At 61.2% G+C, this 15736-nt stretch carries 13 protein-coding genes; all 13 read right to left on the reverse strand.

Annotated features, from left to right (window positions below; translation table 11 throughout):
• Positions 1-35: 35 nt before the first annotated feature.
• Positions 36-1976 carry an asparagine synthase (glutamine-hydrolyzing) gene (gene asnB / locus SINAC_RS12185; RefSeq protein WP_015245937.1) on the reverse strand — a complete coding sequence of 647 codons (1941 nt, stop codon included), beginning with the start codon at positions 1974-1976 and terminating at the stop codon, positions 36-38.
• Positions 1977-1980: 4 nt separating this feature from the next.
• Positions 1981-3156 (reverse strand): glycosyltransferase, encoded by a 1176-nt coding sequence (locus SINAC_RS12190; protein WP_015245938.1) that lies wholly within the window; start codon positions 3154-3156, stop codon positions 1981-1983.
• Between the two features lie 302 nt (positions 3157-3458).
• Positions 3459-3872 carry a VOC family protein gene (locus SINAC_RS12195; protein WP_237722552.1) on the reverse strand — a complete coding sequence of 138 codons (414 nt, stop codon included), beginning with the start codon at positions 3870-3872 and terminating at the stop codon, positions 3459-3461.
• Between the two features lie 155 nt (positions 3873-4027).
• Positions 4028-4273 (reverse strand): acyl carrier protein, encoded by a 246-nt coding sequence (locus SINAC_RS12200; protein WP_015245940.1) that lies wholly within the window; start codon positions 4271-4273, stop codon positions 4028-4030.
• Complete coding sequence (locus tag SINAC_RS12205) at positions 4249-6006, reverse strand: HAD-IIIC family phosphatase (protein WP_015245941.1); 1758 nt, start codon at positions 6004-6006, stop codon at positions 4249-4251. The genes SINAC_RS12200 and SINAC_RS12205 overlap by 25 nt, the downstream gene beginning before the upstream one ends.
• A 2-nt stretch (positions 6007-6008) precedes the next feature.
• Positions 6009-6788 (reverse strand): acyltransferase, encoded by a 780-nt coding sequence (locus tag SINAC_RS12210; protein WP_015245942.1) that lies wholly within the window; start codon positions 6786-6788, stop codon positions 6009-6011.
• Positions 6789-6811: 23 nt separating this feature from the next.
• Complete coding sequence (locus tag SINAC_RS12215; RefSeq protein ID WP_015245943.1) at positions 6812-7801, reverse strand: glycosyltransferase family 2 protein; 990 nt, start codon at positions 7799-7801, stop codon at positions 6812-6814.
• The gene (locus SINAC_RS12220) at positions 7786-8967 is read right to left on the reverse strand and encodes a glycosyltransferase family 4 protein (RefSeq protein WP_161625806.1); all 1182 of its coding nucleotides are present in this window, start codon (positions 8965-8967) and stop codon (positions 7786-7788) included. Before SINAC_RS12220 ends, SINAC_RS12215 begins: the two co-directional genes overlap by 16 nt.
• Before the next feature lie 29 nt (positions 8968-8996).
• Positions 8997-10073: a glycosyltransferase family 2 protein gene (locus SINAC_RS12225; RefSeq protein WP_015245945.1), complete on the reverse strand. Its 1077-nt coding sequence runs from the start codon at positions 10071-10073 to the stop codon at positions 8997-8999.
• Between the two features lie 168 nt (positions 10074-10241).
• Positions 10242-11540: an O-antigen ligase family protein gene (locus tag SINAC_RS12230; RefSeq protein ID WP_015245947.1), complete on the reverse strand. Its 1299-nt coding sequence runs from the start codon at positions 11538-11540 to the stop codon at positions 10242-10244.
• Positions 11541-11637: 97 nt separating this feature from the next.
• The gene (locus SINAC_RS12235) at positions 11638-12291 is read right to left on the reverse strand and encodes an exosortase-associated EpsI family protein (protein WP_237722551.1); all 654 of its coding nucleotides are present in this window, start codon (positions 12289-12291) and stop codon (positions 11638-11640) included.
• 108 nt (positions 12292-12399) lie between these two features.
• Positions 12400-14622, reverse strand: coding sequence for a GumC family protein (locus tag SINAC_RS12240; protein WP_015245949.1), 2223 nt, complete (start codon positions 14620-14622; stop codon positions 12400-12402).
• A gap of 34 nt (positions 14623-14656) precedes the next feature.
• On the reverse strand, positions 14657-15670 hold the full coding sequence (locus SINAC_RS12245) for an exosortase/archaeosortase family protein (protein ID WP_020466269.1): 1014 nt from the start codon (positions 15668-15670) through the stop codon (positions 14657-14659).
• Positions 15671-15736 lie beyond the last annotated feature (66 nt).

Here is a 15736-nt window from a genome sequence, read left to right on the forward strand (position 1 = left end):
AAAACCCCGCCGTGACAGGTTTCCGGGCAAGGGCCTCAGGCCGCCAGCCACGCCTGGAACATCAAGACATGCCACAGGTGGTCCCCCCGGTCCCGGACGCCGGAGAGGTGCTCCGCCCATTTCCGGCGGATCGGCAAGGGGTTGAGGAACCCTTCCTGACAGAGCCGCCCTTCTTCCAACAGCCCTTCGGCCCAGTCACGGAGCGGCCCTCTCAGCCAGGCACCGATCGGGACATTGAATCCCATCTTCGGCCGCTCGATCAGACTGCGCGGAACGTGCCGATCCAGCACCTGGCGAAGCAACCACTTCCCGCGCCCATCGCGAAGCTTGAGAGCCGTCGGCAAACGGAATGCAAGTTCGACGACACGGTGGTCCAGGTAGGGCGCTCGCGCCTCCAGGCTAACTCCCATGCTGGCCCGGTCGACCTTGGCAAGGATGTCATCCGGGAGATAGGTAAGTAAATCCGTCAGCATGAGCCTGCCCGAGACGTTGCCAAGTCCCGGGCAGGCTTTCCAGCCTGGTGGGGTGGGGACCGATTCGGCTGCCCCAAGTACGACCGATGAGCGGCCCTCCCAGTTCGAGAGCAGGCTCCAGTGGACATCCTCAGGCTCGGTCGACCGCTTCAGAAGCGCCGCCAGCTTGTGTAACTGTTCGGATGAGGCCAAGCGATTGAACCGCCCCGCGCCAACAGCGAATCTCGGCGTGTGGTCCGTGCTCGTGACAAGCCCTGCGAGAATCTTGGAGGTCGACCCTCGCAGCGACCTCGGCAGCCGTCGGACCTTTCCCCACACGCTGGCCGTTCGGCGATACCAGTCGTAGCCCCCGAAAAGCTCGTCGCCGCCATCGCCCGAGAGACTGACCGTCACATGGCGCCTGGCCAGTTGGGAGACGAGGTAAGTCGGGATCGCCGCCGAGTCGGCAAGCGGCTCATCATAGATTGTTGGCAGCGACGGGATGACTTCCCGCGCCTCGGTCGACCTGACGTATAACTCGGTATGCTCAGTCCCAAGGTGGCGCGCGACCGCCTTGGCATAACGTGCTTCGTCGTACCCCGCCTCTTCGAAACCGATGGTGAATGTCTTGACCGGGCGCGAGCTCTGCACCTGCATCAGGGCAACGATCGTCGAGGAGTCGACGCCACCGGAGAGGAAGGCCCCGAGCGGGACATCGGCCACCATCTGGAGGCCCACCGCCTCCCGTAGTCGCTCTTCCAGCCGGTCGACCGCTTCCTCGTCGGTCCCCTGGAACGGCGACGCGGCCCCGGCTTCGGCAATGCAGCGGGCCGACCAGTAGGGCACCGGATCGGAGATGACGCCGGTCTCGGTGATCGTCAGGCTCGTGCCAGGTTGGAGTTTCTGGATTCCCCGGTAGATCGAATAGGGGGCCGGGATGTACCCGAATCTCATATAGAGGGCCAGTGCCTCGCGGTCGACCTCGCTCCGGAAGCCGGGGAAAGCCCGTAGCGCCTTCAACTCGGACCCGAAGACAAACCCTCCGCCTGACCTTCCGAAGTAGAGCGGCTTCTCGCCAATCCGATCCCGAGCAAGTCGCAGAGTCCGCTCGCAGCGGTCCCAAAGCGCGAAGGCGAACATCCCCACGAAGCGCTCGAGGGCCCGGACCGGCCCCCAGTATTCAAAGGCCGCCAGCATGACCTCGGTATCGGAGCGGCCCCGGAACGATGGTGTTCCGGCCGCCTGTAACTCGCGGCGCAGTTCGGCATGATTGTAAACCTCACCGTTGAAGGCCAGAACGTAGCGGCCCCCAGCGGAGACCATCGGCTGGTGCCCCTCGGGCGTCAAGTCGACGATCGCCAGTCGGCGGAATCCCAGGGCCAGGCCCGCCTCAGCGTCGACCCAGGCCCCACGGTCGTCGGGGCCACGAAGGTGCAACATGTCGGCCATGCCGAGCACGTTTGCCGTCAATGCGTCGGCATTCATGACTCGGCTGAACTCGAGAAATCCTGCAAATCCGCACATGCGCCTAGGCCCCCTGCGATGCCAAGGTCTGTGGCTGCCGCTCGTCGCCTACCGCCCTCTGCCCGGCGACTTCACGGTAGATCTGAATGTACGACGCAACCATCTGGTCCTCGGAGAACATGGCCCAGACCCGCTCCCGACCGGCCCGGCCCAATCGCGTGCGAAGGTCCCGATCCCCGGCCAGCAGGGCCAGGTGGCCGGCCAATGTCACCGAGTCTCCGGCGGGCGCGAGGAAGCCGGTTCGCCCCTCCTCGACCACTTCAGGCACACCGCCGACCCGGGTCGACACCACGGGCAGGCCCGCAGCCATTGCCTCGATGAGCGACAGCGGGATTCCCTCGCTGACGCTGGTCAACAGGGCTAGATCAGCCGCCCTGAGCAGCTTCGGCACATCCAGACGGTGCCCGAGCATCCGAACATGGGCCTCCAATCCCCGATCCCGGATCATCGCCTCGATCCGCCCGGCTTCGGGGCCGTCACCGACGATGACGAGACGGGCATTGCCCTGGATGCGAATCAGTTGCTCAAGCGTCCTGATCGCAGTGCCATGATCCTTGATCGCCTCAAGGCGTGCGACATGAGCGACAAGGAGGTCGCCCGGAGCCACGCCGATCTCGCGCCGGACCACCTCGCGGTCGGGTGCTTCGCCCGCATAAGGGGACAGATCGATCCCGTTGTAAATCACCTGAACCCGACCGGCGGAGAACCCTTCCTTATCGATCAGGCCACGACGAACTTCGCAGCCCACACCGGCCACCCGATCCCGTCGTCGCAGGAGCAGGCGGTTGGCGAAATGATGCGTGCGGCTGGTGTTGTCAGGAAACGCCCTGCCATGCTCGGTCAGGACGATCGGCATGTGAGCCCCGAAATGGCGAGCCAGGGCGGAATAGAAGAATGGCCCGTACTGATGGGCGTGAACAACGTCGACATGTTCACGGTGAAACAGGTCGGCGAGCCGGCTCGCACATCGCCAGTCAATTCCGGGCCGACGGGCAAAAACTTGCACATCAAAACCGTCGCTACGGAGTTGCTCGCCTAATGGTCCGAGCCCTTCCAAGCAAGCGAAGGTCATCCGGAACTGGCCGGAGAGCCGTCTGGCGATTCGCATCGCCAGCACTTCGGCACCTCCATGCATGAGGGTGAACAACACCTGACAGACCGTCATTTTCGTCTCGGCCATCAGCAGTGACTCCTCATGATACCATCTCTGCAATTCCCAATATTTCTGCAAAAAAATTCGCCCCTCGCCCTGCACAAGCAAGTCCGCATCTCATTCTTTTTTTTTCAGAATCTATCCCCGCTGTGGCGAGGATAATTGCACAGGCGCGGGCGGCGGCTTCGAGGAAGGACCCAGAACTTACGTACCGGGTTAGAAACGGTCACCCGTCAGAGCTGCAAAATGCGGAGAGGACTTTTCAGACGGTCAATCGACGACCTGATGCGTCGCCAAACGCTTGGCGGTCTATCCCGAAGCCAAGGGCCTCAAATCTCACCACTGGGTCCCCGTTCCACCAGTTCAATCGGGATACCGTCCCGGCCGATCAGCCAGGCGATCCGCCGACCCGGGAACGCCACGGCGGCCATCGGAGCCTGAACTGGAAACATCCCGCGTGGCCTCATTTCACGACAGGCCTCTTCGATATTTGTGACGGCATAGCAGAGGTGATTGAGGCCCCCTCCCTTGCTCAACGCATTCGACAGCTTGCTGTCCGCACTGTCGGGTGCGACCAGTTCCAGAAAGACCGAGTCGCCCGGCTGACTGAGGAACCGGACAAAGGCGGTCTGGTTGGGGTCGTGGATGATCTCACTTCGTACCTCACACCCGAAGCGCCTCACGTAGTCCTCCGTGGCCTTGGCGATTTCCTGGACCAGGATCCCGACATGGTGCAAGCTCATCAGAATCATCGCCGAATCTCACAGGATTTGAGCCCCGGACATCCGAGGCGGGAGAGTGGGACACCGTGACAGGCTTCGGCTATCTCAAGCATGAGCACGATCCAAGCGATTCTCTTTTGCGATTTTCATGCTTGAATTTCCTGTCTCTCATTGGATCAGCACGCAATGCTGTGTTGTCCCTGAAGGCAGTCGAGGATGTTCTCATAGGACGTGAAACGGTCCACATCCTCCGGCGAAACCTGGATCTGGAACTCCTCCTCAATGACCGTCAGAAGCGTGAATGTGGCCAGCGAGTCCCAGCCATCGACGTTGTCCCTGGTCGCCTGCGAGATCTGCGTCTCGTCCAGGTCGGAGAAGACGGCGGAGAAGCAACGGTTCAGGCGGGTTCGCGTATCAGCCATGAGTCAGCCCCTTGGACGTGGTGATAGAGTGGTGGGCACTGGGCCCAGAATTGGTCAGAGGACAGTCGGAGCCGGGACGTGGGCGGCTCGCCCAGAATCCCGGTCAAGAAATCACGGAGCGGACGGTTCTTCGGAGTGGCCTGATACTCAAACTCGACCCGGTCCGCCGCAGTCACCTCAAACAGTGTTTCAAGACAGCGGTATTCGATTCGCCGGGAAAACGCACGGCAACTCATCACCCACTGATTGACGACGACCTCTCCCAGGGCGATGCGACCGGTCAAGGCCGCAATCGTACCGAGAACCCCAAATTTGTCTTTGTAGGAGACGAGCAACAGAAATGCGCCGGGGGTCCTCAGGTGGGCCAGCCATTCGCCCTCTGCGAAGCGTCGTCCGTTGAGGTTGAACTGGTTGGTCTTGTTGATCAGTTCCAGGGCGCGAGGATTGGGCGGGTTCTTGGTACCGTCGATGACAATTTCCGCCCCGGCCTGCTCAAGGAATCGCTCCGGAGGAGGAGCCTGGCCGTCCTGGGCACCAAAGAGCTCGACTGAGTGTCGAAGGCTCTCCAGACGGAGTGCATCCTCCCCGGAGACCCTGTGCTTACCGAACAGTTCACGGAGCCGGACGAGAAGAGCGTAGATGGCCGACTCATCGTTCCGAACGAACGGGAGGCAGAGCAGGCCGGGGTGAGCTGCCGCGACCTCAGCCAGTTCCATCGGACTGTCGTCGATGAAGACGACGCTCTCCGCGCCGATGTTCCACGCGCGGAGGATGCGGCACACCGCCTCCGACTTGGCCCCCCAACCAACCTCCACCGGGAAAACTCGCTCTTTCTTGAGCAACAGGTCTTCGCGACGGAAGGCCTCATCCACAACACGGCAATCGTTCTTACTGGCAACCGCGATCAGGACGCCCGTCTCGGCCAGCGAGGCGAGCATCTGCTGGTAGAGGCCGTGGACCTGCGCATGGTGATCGAGATCCCAGGCGATCGCATCGACTCCGACGTCGCCGACAATCCCTTGCCAGAGTGTATCGTCAAGATCTGTGATCACTCCCTTCATCGGAGAAGGGGACCAGATCAGCTTCGCCAGCAACTCGGCCACAGCCGACGCGTGCGCCAGTCGGTAGGGGAATCCGGTCGAGAGTTCGGTTCGTACGTCGAGTCGATCGCCCAACGGAGACAACTCGCCAAGCCGCTGGTCATTGACGACCCGGACACCCGGCACCTGCGCCACCCGTGCAGCGAACGACGACGCAAGCTCGCGAAGTCCCAAATCGAGAGCGCTCGAGCTATGGGGCGGCGTGAAGGCGGCGGGAGGCAACGGAAGCGTCGGTAAGCAGAGGGCCAGCGGAACCGTGGTGGCGGCACGACCGATCGCATCGGCCAGTTGGGTCGCCCGGCCGGCTGCAGTTTCCAAAATATCGGCGAGGGTATCGATCCCCCAACCTCCCAGGTGGCGGAGGCCGAGCCGAAGGTCGAGGTCGGACCATTCCACGATCACGGCAGCCGCTTCCAGCGGGGCCTGAACAAGTCGCTCCACGTTGCCCAGACAGTCACCGAACAGACCGGACCTGATTACGGCCCGGCGATTGGGCTCGTTCCGACGAAGGTGGGCCGCCAGGAACAGTTCCAGGTGCGCGGGCGTGAAGCCGCAGGCAAGTCCAACCTCAACCTCGCGCTCCCCATCAGGGGCGAGTGGCTTCAGGATATTGAGAGCCTCGATAAGCTTCATCGCTACGCGCCTCGCGAAACTGATGAGTCCGAACCCGAGCAGAGCGCCGTCGCCAGTACGGGCGCGTTCTGTGCTTCTTGTGTCCGGCTGTCCCGTAGCGAGGCGATCTTCCGTGCCGGATAGCCAGCGACGACCGAGTACGGGGGAACATCGCCGAGGACGACCGAACCTGCGGAGACGATACTTCCCTCGCCGATCGTGACGCCCGGTGTGATGATGGCCATTTGACCGATCCAGACGTTGTCGGCGATCGTAATCGGCCGCACGTCCTCGGGACGCGGCGGCAATCCCGCCAAGCGAGCCTCGGGGTCCGACTGGTGGCCATTGGAGTCGAACATCTTGACCCCCATGGCGATCAGACAGTCGTGGCCGATCGTGATTCGCCGGCCGATTGAGAACGTGGTCCCGCGAACGCACGTGCGGTCGCCTACCTCCAAGGTTGGATTCGGAGTGAATCGGGCGGCGAAGAGGATGTCGCACTTGGCGTCGAACACGACGTCGTCGCCGAGGAGGATGTCCCCCTTGCCTTGGATCCAGTGGATGAAGACGCCCGTGCGCAACCGACGCCCGTAGCGTCGGCAGCTGGCCTTGAACAACGGCTCGCAGAGGAATGCCCGCATCGCAAAGTAATAGATGGCGCGAAGGCCCAAATAGGCCCAGAGCATGGGCTTGACGAGATACCAGGGTGCTGGGATTGAAGCGGTCTGCACACCTCGATAGAGCCGCTTGAGGGTGCGAGCGGCTGGGTGCTGGGAACGCGCCAGCCGATAGCGAAAACTCATCGTCGAAACTCCTCAAAACAGGCTCAGGCGGAACCGCCAAGCCGGATCGACCGCGGCCGATCCAGCCCGAGGTGCCAACTCGCAGCTTGGGACAGAACGACCGCGAGGAACTTCAGCCGGGCCAGAGGGTGGAGATGCTTCATTCTTGTATCTGTTTTCGCATAAGGGAACGGCCAGAGCAGGAACGAGCGGGCGATCTTCGACAGCGCCGCCGCATATGCGTGACTATCCCGATAGCCGAAGGCGAGGTTGATGGAGACGTTGGCAAGCGCCTTTCGCCTCAGCCAGGTCGAATGACTCAACGCATCGGGGCCTTCGAACACCTTGCCGATCATTCTCAGCGTGTTCGTCTCCATTCGGGCCGACGCGTGATGCATGTTGGCATCGTGAATCCGGTAACGCCACAGGGGGATTTCCAGCATGGCGACGGGAAATCGGTGAGCGATCCTGATCCACATATCGAGGTCCTCCGCCGACCTCAATCCCTCGTCGAACAGGCCGATCTCGTCGAAACACCAGCGCCGTGCGACGACCCCACAGGGGCCGAATCTCGCCCCAATCACCAGCTCATCGAAGGTGACGGTTCGAGCCGCGATGGGTCGCGAACAGTCAACGCGTGGCCAATCGATCGGGCCAACGTCGCTTCCCTCGATCTCCCGATGCTCGGTGGCCAGGAGTACGAGATCTGGGTGCGCTTCGAGGTACCGGACCTGCATCGCCAACTTCTCGGGGTACCACACATCGTCGGAGTCAAGGAATGCGATCAGGTCACCGCGCGAAGCCCGAATGCCCGTGTTTCGGGCGGCCGAGAGACCCTGGTTCTCTTGGTAGAGATAACGAATCCGTCCTTCGTAAGGCGCCAGCCGATCCCGAGTCTCGTCGGTACTGCCATCGTCGACAACGATGACCTCGTGGTCGGGGTACGTTTGCGCCAGGGCACTCTCGACCGCGACGGTGACGAAGCGGTCGTAGTTGTAAGTGGGGATGACGGTCGAGATCAGTGGATTTGGCATTGCTTCGTCCCTCGTGCCGTCGCGTATTGTTCGGCCGATTGCCGCGCCATGCGGTCGACGTTGAAGACGGATTCGACCCTGCGGCGGCCGGCCTCGCCAAGTCGGTGGCGTAACCTGTCATTGCGAAGCAGCAGGATCATGGCCTGAGCGAGTTCGGCCGGCTGGCTCGGCTCGACGAGCAAGCCCGTCTTCTCGTGATCGATGATCTCGGGAATCCCGCCAGCGGTTGTGCCAATCACAGGGGTTCCCCACCGCATCGCTTCCAAGAAGATCAACCCGAACGACTCGTACAAGGACGGGGCGACAAAGAGGTCGGCCTCCCGGAGTTGCTGATCGACCTCGCAATCGGAGAGACGCCCCGCGAGCGTGATGTGGCGGCGGACGACCGTGGGAAATTCATCTTCCAAGTACTGGGCATGAGTACGCCCTCCCGGACAGTGAGGGCGGTCCGCACCGATCAGAGTGAAGTGGACCTCCGACACCTCCCGCAACACTTCGGGGATGGCTTTCAGGAGGTCGATGGTCCCCTTGCGTTTTTCCATCCTCCCCAGGTAAACGACTTTTAATTCTTTGTCACATCGAGACACCCGCCGGAACCCCGGATTGACCTCAATGCCATGGGGAACGACGTTGATCCGGTCCTCGTTGATGCCAAGTTCTTCGGCCATCCTCGCTCGGTGGGCCCATGAATGAGTCACGAGCTTATCGGCCGATAGGTTCAACCAACGCTCCCGGCGGATGTCCCAGGCGATCAGCCGGCTCGGGCCGGTGCCATCAATGAGGCTACATTCCAGCGAGGACGTGTGAAGCCGGACGACCATGGGGGCCGGGCGTCCCATGCCATAGGCCAGTCCAATTCCCCCCCAGTTTGGGAATTCGACAACATCGATGTTGTAGCGTGCCACGATTTGCCTCATGACCGCCGCGATCCGCCAGCACGCGCCCACACCAGGCATCAGCCGATCGAGGACCGGGAAATAGTCGGCCGGGGCAAGGTGGATGGTGACCGGACCTTCGTGAACCAAATCGCGGGCCGGCCCGGGGGTGAGGACGTGCGGTTCATGGCCGAGGCCGGACAAGGCACGCGCCAGTTGCCTTGTATAAGTCCCGATTCCACCCTCACCGCTGATCCCTGGATAATTCGGGGAGTACAGACAGACTTTCATGGCTGTCGATCTTGTGCTTGGCAAGGTCATCATTTTGCTAGCCTGGTTTCGCGTCGCTGGGCCGTTGCGCCAAGTCGAAGGCCCATCCTCCGTACACGGCGTTGGAAGGCGGCACGGAGCGACAAGTCATCTGGTTCAAAGCGGCGAGCGGCAACGAACCAGGCCAACGCCTCCTTGATGTCGGATAGACTGGACCTCGCCTTTTTGAGGCACTGCCACCCAAGGTTATGGCGGACGGCACGGAACGACTGAAGGACATCCTCTGGGAGGGGGTCGTGGCGTTCGGAATATCTTTCGCACAACTGCTCGAATGACCACAAAATCTTCGCCGGTGTCGACCTCTCAGGAGATCGGCCCTGGTACAGGAGGTACAGGTCGCCGATCCACTGGGCGTCAAAATCGGGAAACATGGCCGAGACGTAGCTTCGCGCGATCCCGCTCGATTGCTTCAGCCCTCGCTCTCGGTGCACGATGGAGACCGCACCGCCGTGGATCCGCTTGCGGAGCAGCTTCCTGGGAAGACATGCCACGTGGCCCCGGAGGGCCAGCCGAGTGAACAAATCATAGTCTTCGGACACGTCAAATTGGGGCCGATATCCGCCCAATTCTCGGACCACGCCGCCACGAAACATTACGCCCGGATGTGAGAAGGTCGCGTGGAAACAGAGCTGGAATCGTAGCGTCAAATCCGAGGTCATTGTTAATGGGTTTTCGGAGATAACGTTCCCCTGAGCATCGATTTCCCAATAGTCGCACCCCAACAGAACGCAGCTGGGGTGAGCTTCGAGATAACGGTACTGCTCTTCCAAACGGGTTGGCGCGGCGAGATCGTCCGCATCGATCCGTGCAATGGTCTCGGACCGCGCCTGACTCAACCCCAAGTTCAATGCCGCGACGAGTCCCGCACGCTCCAGCCGGTGATAGCGGACCCGGTCATCTCCGAGCGATCGCAGATAGTCTACTCCCTCATCCGTCGATCCATCATCGAGGATAATCAGCTCAAAATCCTTGAATGACTGGCAAAGGAGGGAATCCACGGTCTCGACCAGGAACGGCATACCGTTGTGCACAGGCAGGAGGACGGACACTCTTGGGCTGTGGCTCATGGGGATCATGACTCCGTGGCGTGAGTGTGGACTTCCAGACCATCAAGTGGTTCAGCGAATCTTCGAGACCTTGAATCCAAGTTCGACCATAACCGTGTCCTGGTCCTCGTCGAGAGGAAATCCCGTGGATCTGACGATCGGCGAGTTCGTTGCCATCAGTCAAATCCGTCAGTAATAATTTGCGTTCTTCTTAATAATGATGAACATCCCAGCCAAAAAGACAAGGCTGGTGATCAAAATCAGCACGATCAGATTCAGTCCAAAACGTAGCGGCTGTCGGGGCGAGGCGGCCAGGGCCATCCGCTCATACGCGGCAGCCAGGCCGAGGGTCGTAAAGGTCGGAACGACGTAGCACCGCGACAGAGACATGATCCCAAAGGCGTAGCAACCGACACCCGCGAGGAGGAAAGGCCAGAGCCTGGCAAGCTCGGCATCGAGCCCACGAGTCCGAAGGCTTCCGATTCTCAACAGCGCCCAGAGGCTCAGGATGAACGCCGAGAGAAACGCTGTGCCCCCGAAGAAGCCCAACTCCACATAGGCATGAAGGTAAGAATTGTGGGCCACCTGGTCGGCATAGTCCATACAGTGGCTGTACCCCACGCCAAGCACAGGCTTCTGAAAAAATAAGCCGTAATATAAATCCCAGATTGCGATGCGACTCTGCCCCGACCCGGCCGAGAGCTGGAAATCCATCTGCCGCCCCCCAATGCCAAGGACGACCGAAAGCGCGGGAAAGATGAGGATCAGAACGCGGCAGCCATACCGAGCAATCGCGTAAATGGCAATCGCGACCAATAGCATGAGCATCCCTGCTCGTGAATAAGTCAGTAGCAGAGCCTGAAACAAGACCGGCAAGGGCAGCAAGAGCCAGAACGCCCGGAGCGACACCCCGACCGAGCGGTCGCTTGCCAGATAGAGACTGTTCACGACGCATCCGACGATGAGCAAACTCAGGTCATTCGGGTCGCCGAACAGGCCGGTGCTACCCAGCCTCCGGTAGAGGACCTCAATACCCGAGACGAATCGCGTCTCCTCAACCATCGCAAGGCCTGGGACTTTGTAGATCCCCTTGTAGTCCGCCACTCCAAGAGCGGCGACGATGCAGCCATCGACCACAAGCGACGCCAGAAACCATTTCATCCGGGCAGGAGACCGGACGACGACCACCAAGAGGATGTAATAGAAGACGACCTTCCCCAAGACATCCAAGGTGTCAGCCGCCTCCGCGACCCCACCTGGAGCCAGGCTCGAGAGGACTCCGGTAGCGGCCACCGTCAGCACGCAGAGGCCGATCGGATGCCCGCAGATTGAGCGGAGCGTGTTCTTGGCAAACAGCATGGGGAAACTGAAAAAGACGCAGAAGCAGAACGCCATGTTGTAAAGCGGAAGGCCACGCAGAACGGGGACGAACTCCATTGGCCGAATGAAGAGCACCGCGTTAAGCAGTATGAAGGCGACGAAGTCCATGGCAAGCCTCGGTTCATGGAGCCGGCCGACCCGTCGTTGGGCCTTGCGAGAAGGATAACGGGGAGACATTCGACCCCGAGAAGCAGCACGGCAACCGTCATTTCGGTGAACCGCGGCTCGTACTTCCGAAGAGGACCCGCTCCAGTTCGGGCAACAGGATTCGGAGAAACCTTGGGCTGGGATCATCCTCAACCGGCTCGTCGGCCGAAGTCGGTTGTCGGATCACGTAGAGCTTGTAGAGGACTTGTCTCGACGCGAACGCCAGGCGCGGATTATCAGGGACTTCCCAAGGCCCGACGGCGGACCAAGACCAGAGGATCCGCAAATATGTCGGCCAATGCACGCTTGGTTTCTGCAACAGCGCGTTCCGGAACTCGGCCCGTGGAAATGAGGACTCACGCGGTACTGAAAAGAGACCCGCCTCTCCACTCAGCTCGAAGCCGGCCCCAACGTAGCAGACGTCAGGCGTGTGCACCGAGATCGGCCCGGGCGAGCCGCACACCAGCAGGACCGTCACCGTATCCTGGTTGAGCCGATTCACATAGCGTCGCGCAATATAGCCAGCGATTTCTCCCAAGGCCAATTGCTTGCGATCGAGTTCCATGGGCTCTCCTTGCCAATCGCCCAGGGTCAGGGGAACGCGATCTAGCCTGGCGGCAGCGTCCTCGATTGCATGAGACACAGTCCAGCGATGCGTCCACCGACCGTGGACGACCCCGGCGGAGATCACAAGGGCAAGCGCGATTGTCATGGGCAAGGATCGAAGCATGGGTCGGCCCGGTGTTGGCGAGTGAGTCAATCAGGAAAAACTCATCTCATGACGATCAATCCGAACATGCGAATCTTCCGAACCATCATCTCATCGCTTATCCGTCCGCGAGACGGAGGGATAACTGCTTCCGTAATGGTCGGTTTGCTCGCCCGTGACGATAGCCCCGAGCATCCGGATCCCCAGCCGCGACAACCGCTCGTAGGCAGCGTGGACAGTCGGGATCCGGCTGACATCGCGCATGACGGAGAAGATCACCGCGTCGACGTGCTGGCCGATCAGCAGAGCGTCGGCCACCGGCAAGACCGGGGACGAGTCGATCACGAGAAAGTCGTAGTGTTCCTTGAGCTGGTCGAACATGGCCCGTAAATCAAGGGAGGCGAGCGCCTGGATCGAGTCGCTATCGCTGAAACCGGCGGTGAGCAACGAGAGCCCACTGATCACCGTCGGCTGGACAGCGCCGACGATATCGATCTCGCCCCGCAGCACCTCGCAGAAGCCGGGAACGCAAGGCTGGTCAAAGAGTTCATGCGCCGAGGGGCGGCGCAAGTCGCCATCGACGAGTAGGGTCCGGCGGCCGGCACGGGCGAGGCTGGTCGCCAGATGGCTCGACAACGACGTCTTGCCCTCGCCTCCCAGCGCACTGGCGACCATCACCACCCGGACCGACTCGGTCCGCGAGACATGCAGCAGGGCGGTCCGGGCGGCGTCGACCGACTCGATCAACATGCTCCCCCACCGCCGGTGTTCCGCATCGCCTGAGCCGAGGATGCGGCTCCGCCTTGGCAAGATCGGCAAGGTTCCGAAGAGATTCATTCCCAGGCACTGAATGACATCCGCCGCCGAGTCGATACGCCGGGCACGCGTCTCCCATAAGGAGATGCCAAGCAGAGTGAGGGCGAAGGCCCCACATCCCGCCATTCCGGCCATCTTGATCTGGCGAATCTCGTCCTTGGTGTGTGGTAGCTCGGCCTTTTCAAGCAGTCGGATCCGGGGAGGAGCCTGGAGCTCGACAGTCAGAGCCTCCACCTCCTTCCCGATCGTCCGGGCGACCTCGTCTGCGTTGGCAATCTCCTCCTGGATCGAGAAAAGATCCACCGAGTTCTGAGTGATCGAGCGGGTCCGCCCGTTGAGGCGCTTGACGTCGTCCTCCATCGCCCCCTCAAGCTTCGAGAGGATACTGATCCGATGCTGGAGCAAAGTCGTCTTCGATCCGCTGGACTCGCGTCCGGCATCCTGGAGCTGCCGCGCGACGATCGGGTACAATTTCCGATGCTGCGCGGCCAGTCCGGCCCGTGCCGCCTCGAGGTCATCCCGATGTTTCTTGATGGCCGGATCGTTCTTGTTGCGGGCAATGCGATAGACCCGATCGATGGCCCTCTGAGCCAGGCCCTCCTTCTCTTTGTACAGCTCGATCGAGCGGTCCCGGCTGATCGCATCCTCGATCATGGCCGGAGTGACCATCGTCTCGTTCAGAGTCGCTTGCTCCTCCAGGACCTCGGCCTCGACCCGCAAGCTCCTCAACTCAGACTGGATCCGCGACAGCTCGTCCTCGGCCCGTCCGAGACGATCCAGCTCATGCTGATGAATGCTCGCGAGGGTCGTTTTGTCGTCCGAGCCGGCCAGTTCCGTCAGCCGCTTGAGTTGTTTACGCTTCTCTCTCAAGCTCTCCTGATAGCGGTTCCAGGTCGATTTCAAAAGATCATAGCGCTGTCGACTCTGCTTCATCTCGACATCGACGATCTCGTCCATGTAGGCCTGGGTCACGGCGTTGACCAGGAGCATCGGAATTTCGGGCTTTTCGCCAGTCATGCTGATCCGCAAGATTTCGGAGCCAGGGGCGAAATCGACCTGGAGCTGACCCTCGAGCCACTCAATCGGATCGCTCATCTTGGTGAGAATCGGAAGCTTGGCGACACTGGCTTGCTTCAGGGCCGCACTGAGCACGAGGCGGCTTTCGAGCAGTGCCAGTTGCGTCCGCTGGTAGGACCCGTAGTCGGACTGGACTTCGCCGGTCTGCAGAAGAATTCTCGGCTTGACGGAATTAACGTGGAGCATCGCTCGCGCCATGTATTTGGCGGGAGGCACCAGGTAGAAGGTGAGGGTGGCAATAACTGCCGCGCCGAGCAGACCTGTGCCAAACGCAAGTGCCCAGCGACGGCGTAAGGCTCTGAGCAGCGTGATTGGATCTAGACTGGCCGACGATTCGAAGTGGGCCGGCGTGACCGAGAGGACTTCGGCGCGGTGGGGCGGAACGACCGCCGGCAGGTTGACCGAATCAGCGCCGGGTCCGGGGTTGGAATTCAACATCATGAGCGGCGTGCTCCCTGCAATCCAATCCAACCAGTTAAGTGTTCGTCAACAGCCCCTTCAAGGCGGCCAACGCATCCTTCTTACCGGTACGTCGATCAGCGTCAGCGGGATCGCGATGATCACGCGCATCCTGGGCCGCTCTCGTCAGGTCGAGTGGGCTCAGGACGGTGGACGCTGGAGTCGGTTCGACGAAAAGGCGAGACAGGAGCTTGAGTTCGATCCAGAGCAGCCCCATGGCCATTGGCATCATCAGCCAGCCGGCCAGGTCGTGGAAAACGAGGTTGGCCGCCTCGCTCCCCACCATCTCATGGAGGACCCCGGTCACCGTGATTCGGATCGTATTGACGATGAGGGCGATAGGAATCGCACTCGCAACGATCGCAACCTTGTCGAGCCAAGGGCGACGAATCACCAGCACCATGCCGAATGCCATGGCGAAGAAGGTGAACAGCATACTCAGCCCGCTACAGGCCTCGACAACGCCAAGCTCGCCCCTCTCCAAATAAATGACATTCCCCTCGGCGAGAGCGGGGAAGTCCAGAGTTTGTAAAGCATAGGTACTCACGTTGGTGGCAACACGTTGTAGGGGAGAGGCTAAAGCTCCTTCAAGCCGGTAGGGCAACGGCACCATGAAGACCAGGAAAGCGATCGCCGGCCACGCCCACCGTAGCGACGGCCAACCCCGGACCAGAACACAAAGCCCACCGAGCGCCGGCAGTAGCGACGCCGCCTCCAGCCAGCCAACGAAGAGATAAGCGCCGATCAAACGCAGGGCGAGAGCGATCCCGATCAGCACCAGCCCCCGCCAATTTGATCGGACTGTGAGCGTCGCGAGCCGGTCGCGACGGAGCCAGAGCACCACCAGCGCAAACACAGGGACGAGATACCCGTGTGCATAGCGCGGGTCGGTTGACCAGCGTTTGTTCATCACAAGGAATGCAGGCCAGTAGAACCAGATCAGACTGACACCAAGCAAACCTGCCAGCACGACGACAGGATCAAACCGGTTCGGCCGACTCAGAGCTTCGGGATCGTGCTTCATCGTCATTTTCACGCTTATGGCCCCATCTCAATGCTTCAGGGGACGGTCCGCTGAGACTCGCGCCAACCAAGG

The sequence above is a fragment of the Singulisphaera acidiphila DSM 18658 genome (assembly GCF_000242455.2).
Taxonomy (GTDB): domain Bacteria; phylum Planctomycetota; class Planctomycetia; order Isosphaerales; family Isosphaeraceae; genus Singulisphaera; species Singulisphaera acidiphila.

Excerpts from the sequence above, each read along its gene's own strand:
- SINAC_RS12205 (WP_015245941.1), bottom strand. The coding sequence starts at position 6,006 with ATGAAGCTTATCGAGGCTCTCAATATCCTGAAGCCACTCGCCCCTGAT.
- SINAC_RS12215 (WP_015245943.1), bottom strand. The coding sequence starts at position 7,801 with ATGCCAAATCCACTGATCTCGACCGTCATCCCCACTTACAACTACGAC.
- SINAC_RS12225 (WP_015245945.1), bottom strand. The coding sequence starts at position 10,073 with ATGAGCCACAGCCCAAGAGTGTCCGTCCTCCTGCCTGTGCACAACGGT.
- asnB (WP_015245937.1), bottom strand. The coding sequence starts at position 1,976 with ATGTGCGGATTTGCAGGATTTCTCGAGTTCAGCCGAGTCATGAATGCC.
- SINAC_RS12235 (WP_237722551.1), bottom strand. The coding sequence starts at position 12,291 with ATGACAATCGCGCTTGCCCTTGTGATCTCCGCCGGGGTCGTCCACGGT.
- SINAC_RS12190 (WP_015245938.1), bottom strand. The coding sequence starts at position 3,156 with ATGGCCGAGACGAAAATGACGGTCTGTCAGGTGTTGTTCACCCTCATG.
- SINAC_RS12210 (WP_015245942.1), bottom strand. The coding sequence starts at position 6,788 with ATGAGTTTTCGCTATCGGCTGGCGCGTTCCCAGCACCCAGCCGCTCGC.
- SINAC_RS12230 (WP_015245947.1), bottom strand. The coding sequence starts at position 11,540 with ATGGACTTCGTCGCCTTCATACTGCTTAACGCGGTGCTCTTCATTCGG.
- SINAC_RS12200 (WP_015245940.1), bottom strand. The coding sequence starts at position 4,273 with ATGGCTGATACGCGAACCCGCCTGAACCGTTGCTTCTCCGCCGTCTTC.
- SINAC_RS12245 (WP_020466269.1), bottom strand. The coding sequence starts at position 15,670 with ATGACGATGAAGCACGATCCCGAAGCTCTGAGTCGGCCGAACCGGTTT.
- SINAC_RS12240 (WP_015245949.1), bottom strand. The coding sequence starts at position 14,622 with ATGATGTTGAATTCCAACCCCGGACCCGGCGCTGATTCGGTCAACCTG.
- SINAC_RS12220 (WP_161625806.1), bottom strand. The coding sequence starts at position 8,967 with ATGAAAGTCTGTCTGTACTCCCCGAATTATCCAGGGATCAGCGGTGAG.
- SINAC_RS12195 (WP_237722552.1), bottom strand. The coding sequence starts at position 3,872 with ATGAGCTTGCACCATGTCGGGATCCTGGTCCAGGAAATCGCCAAGGCC.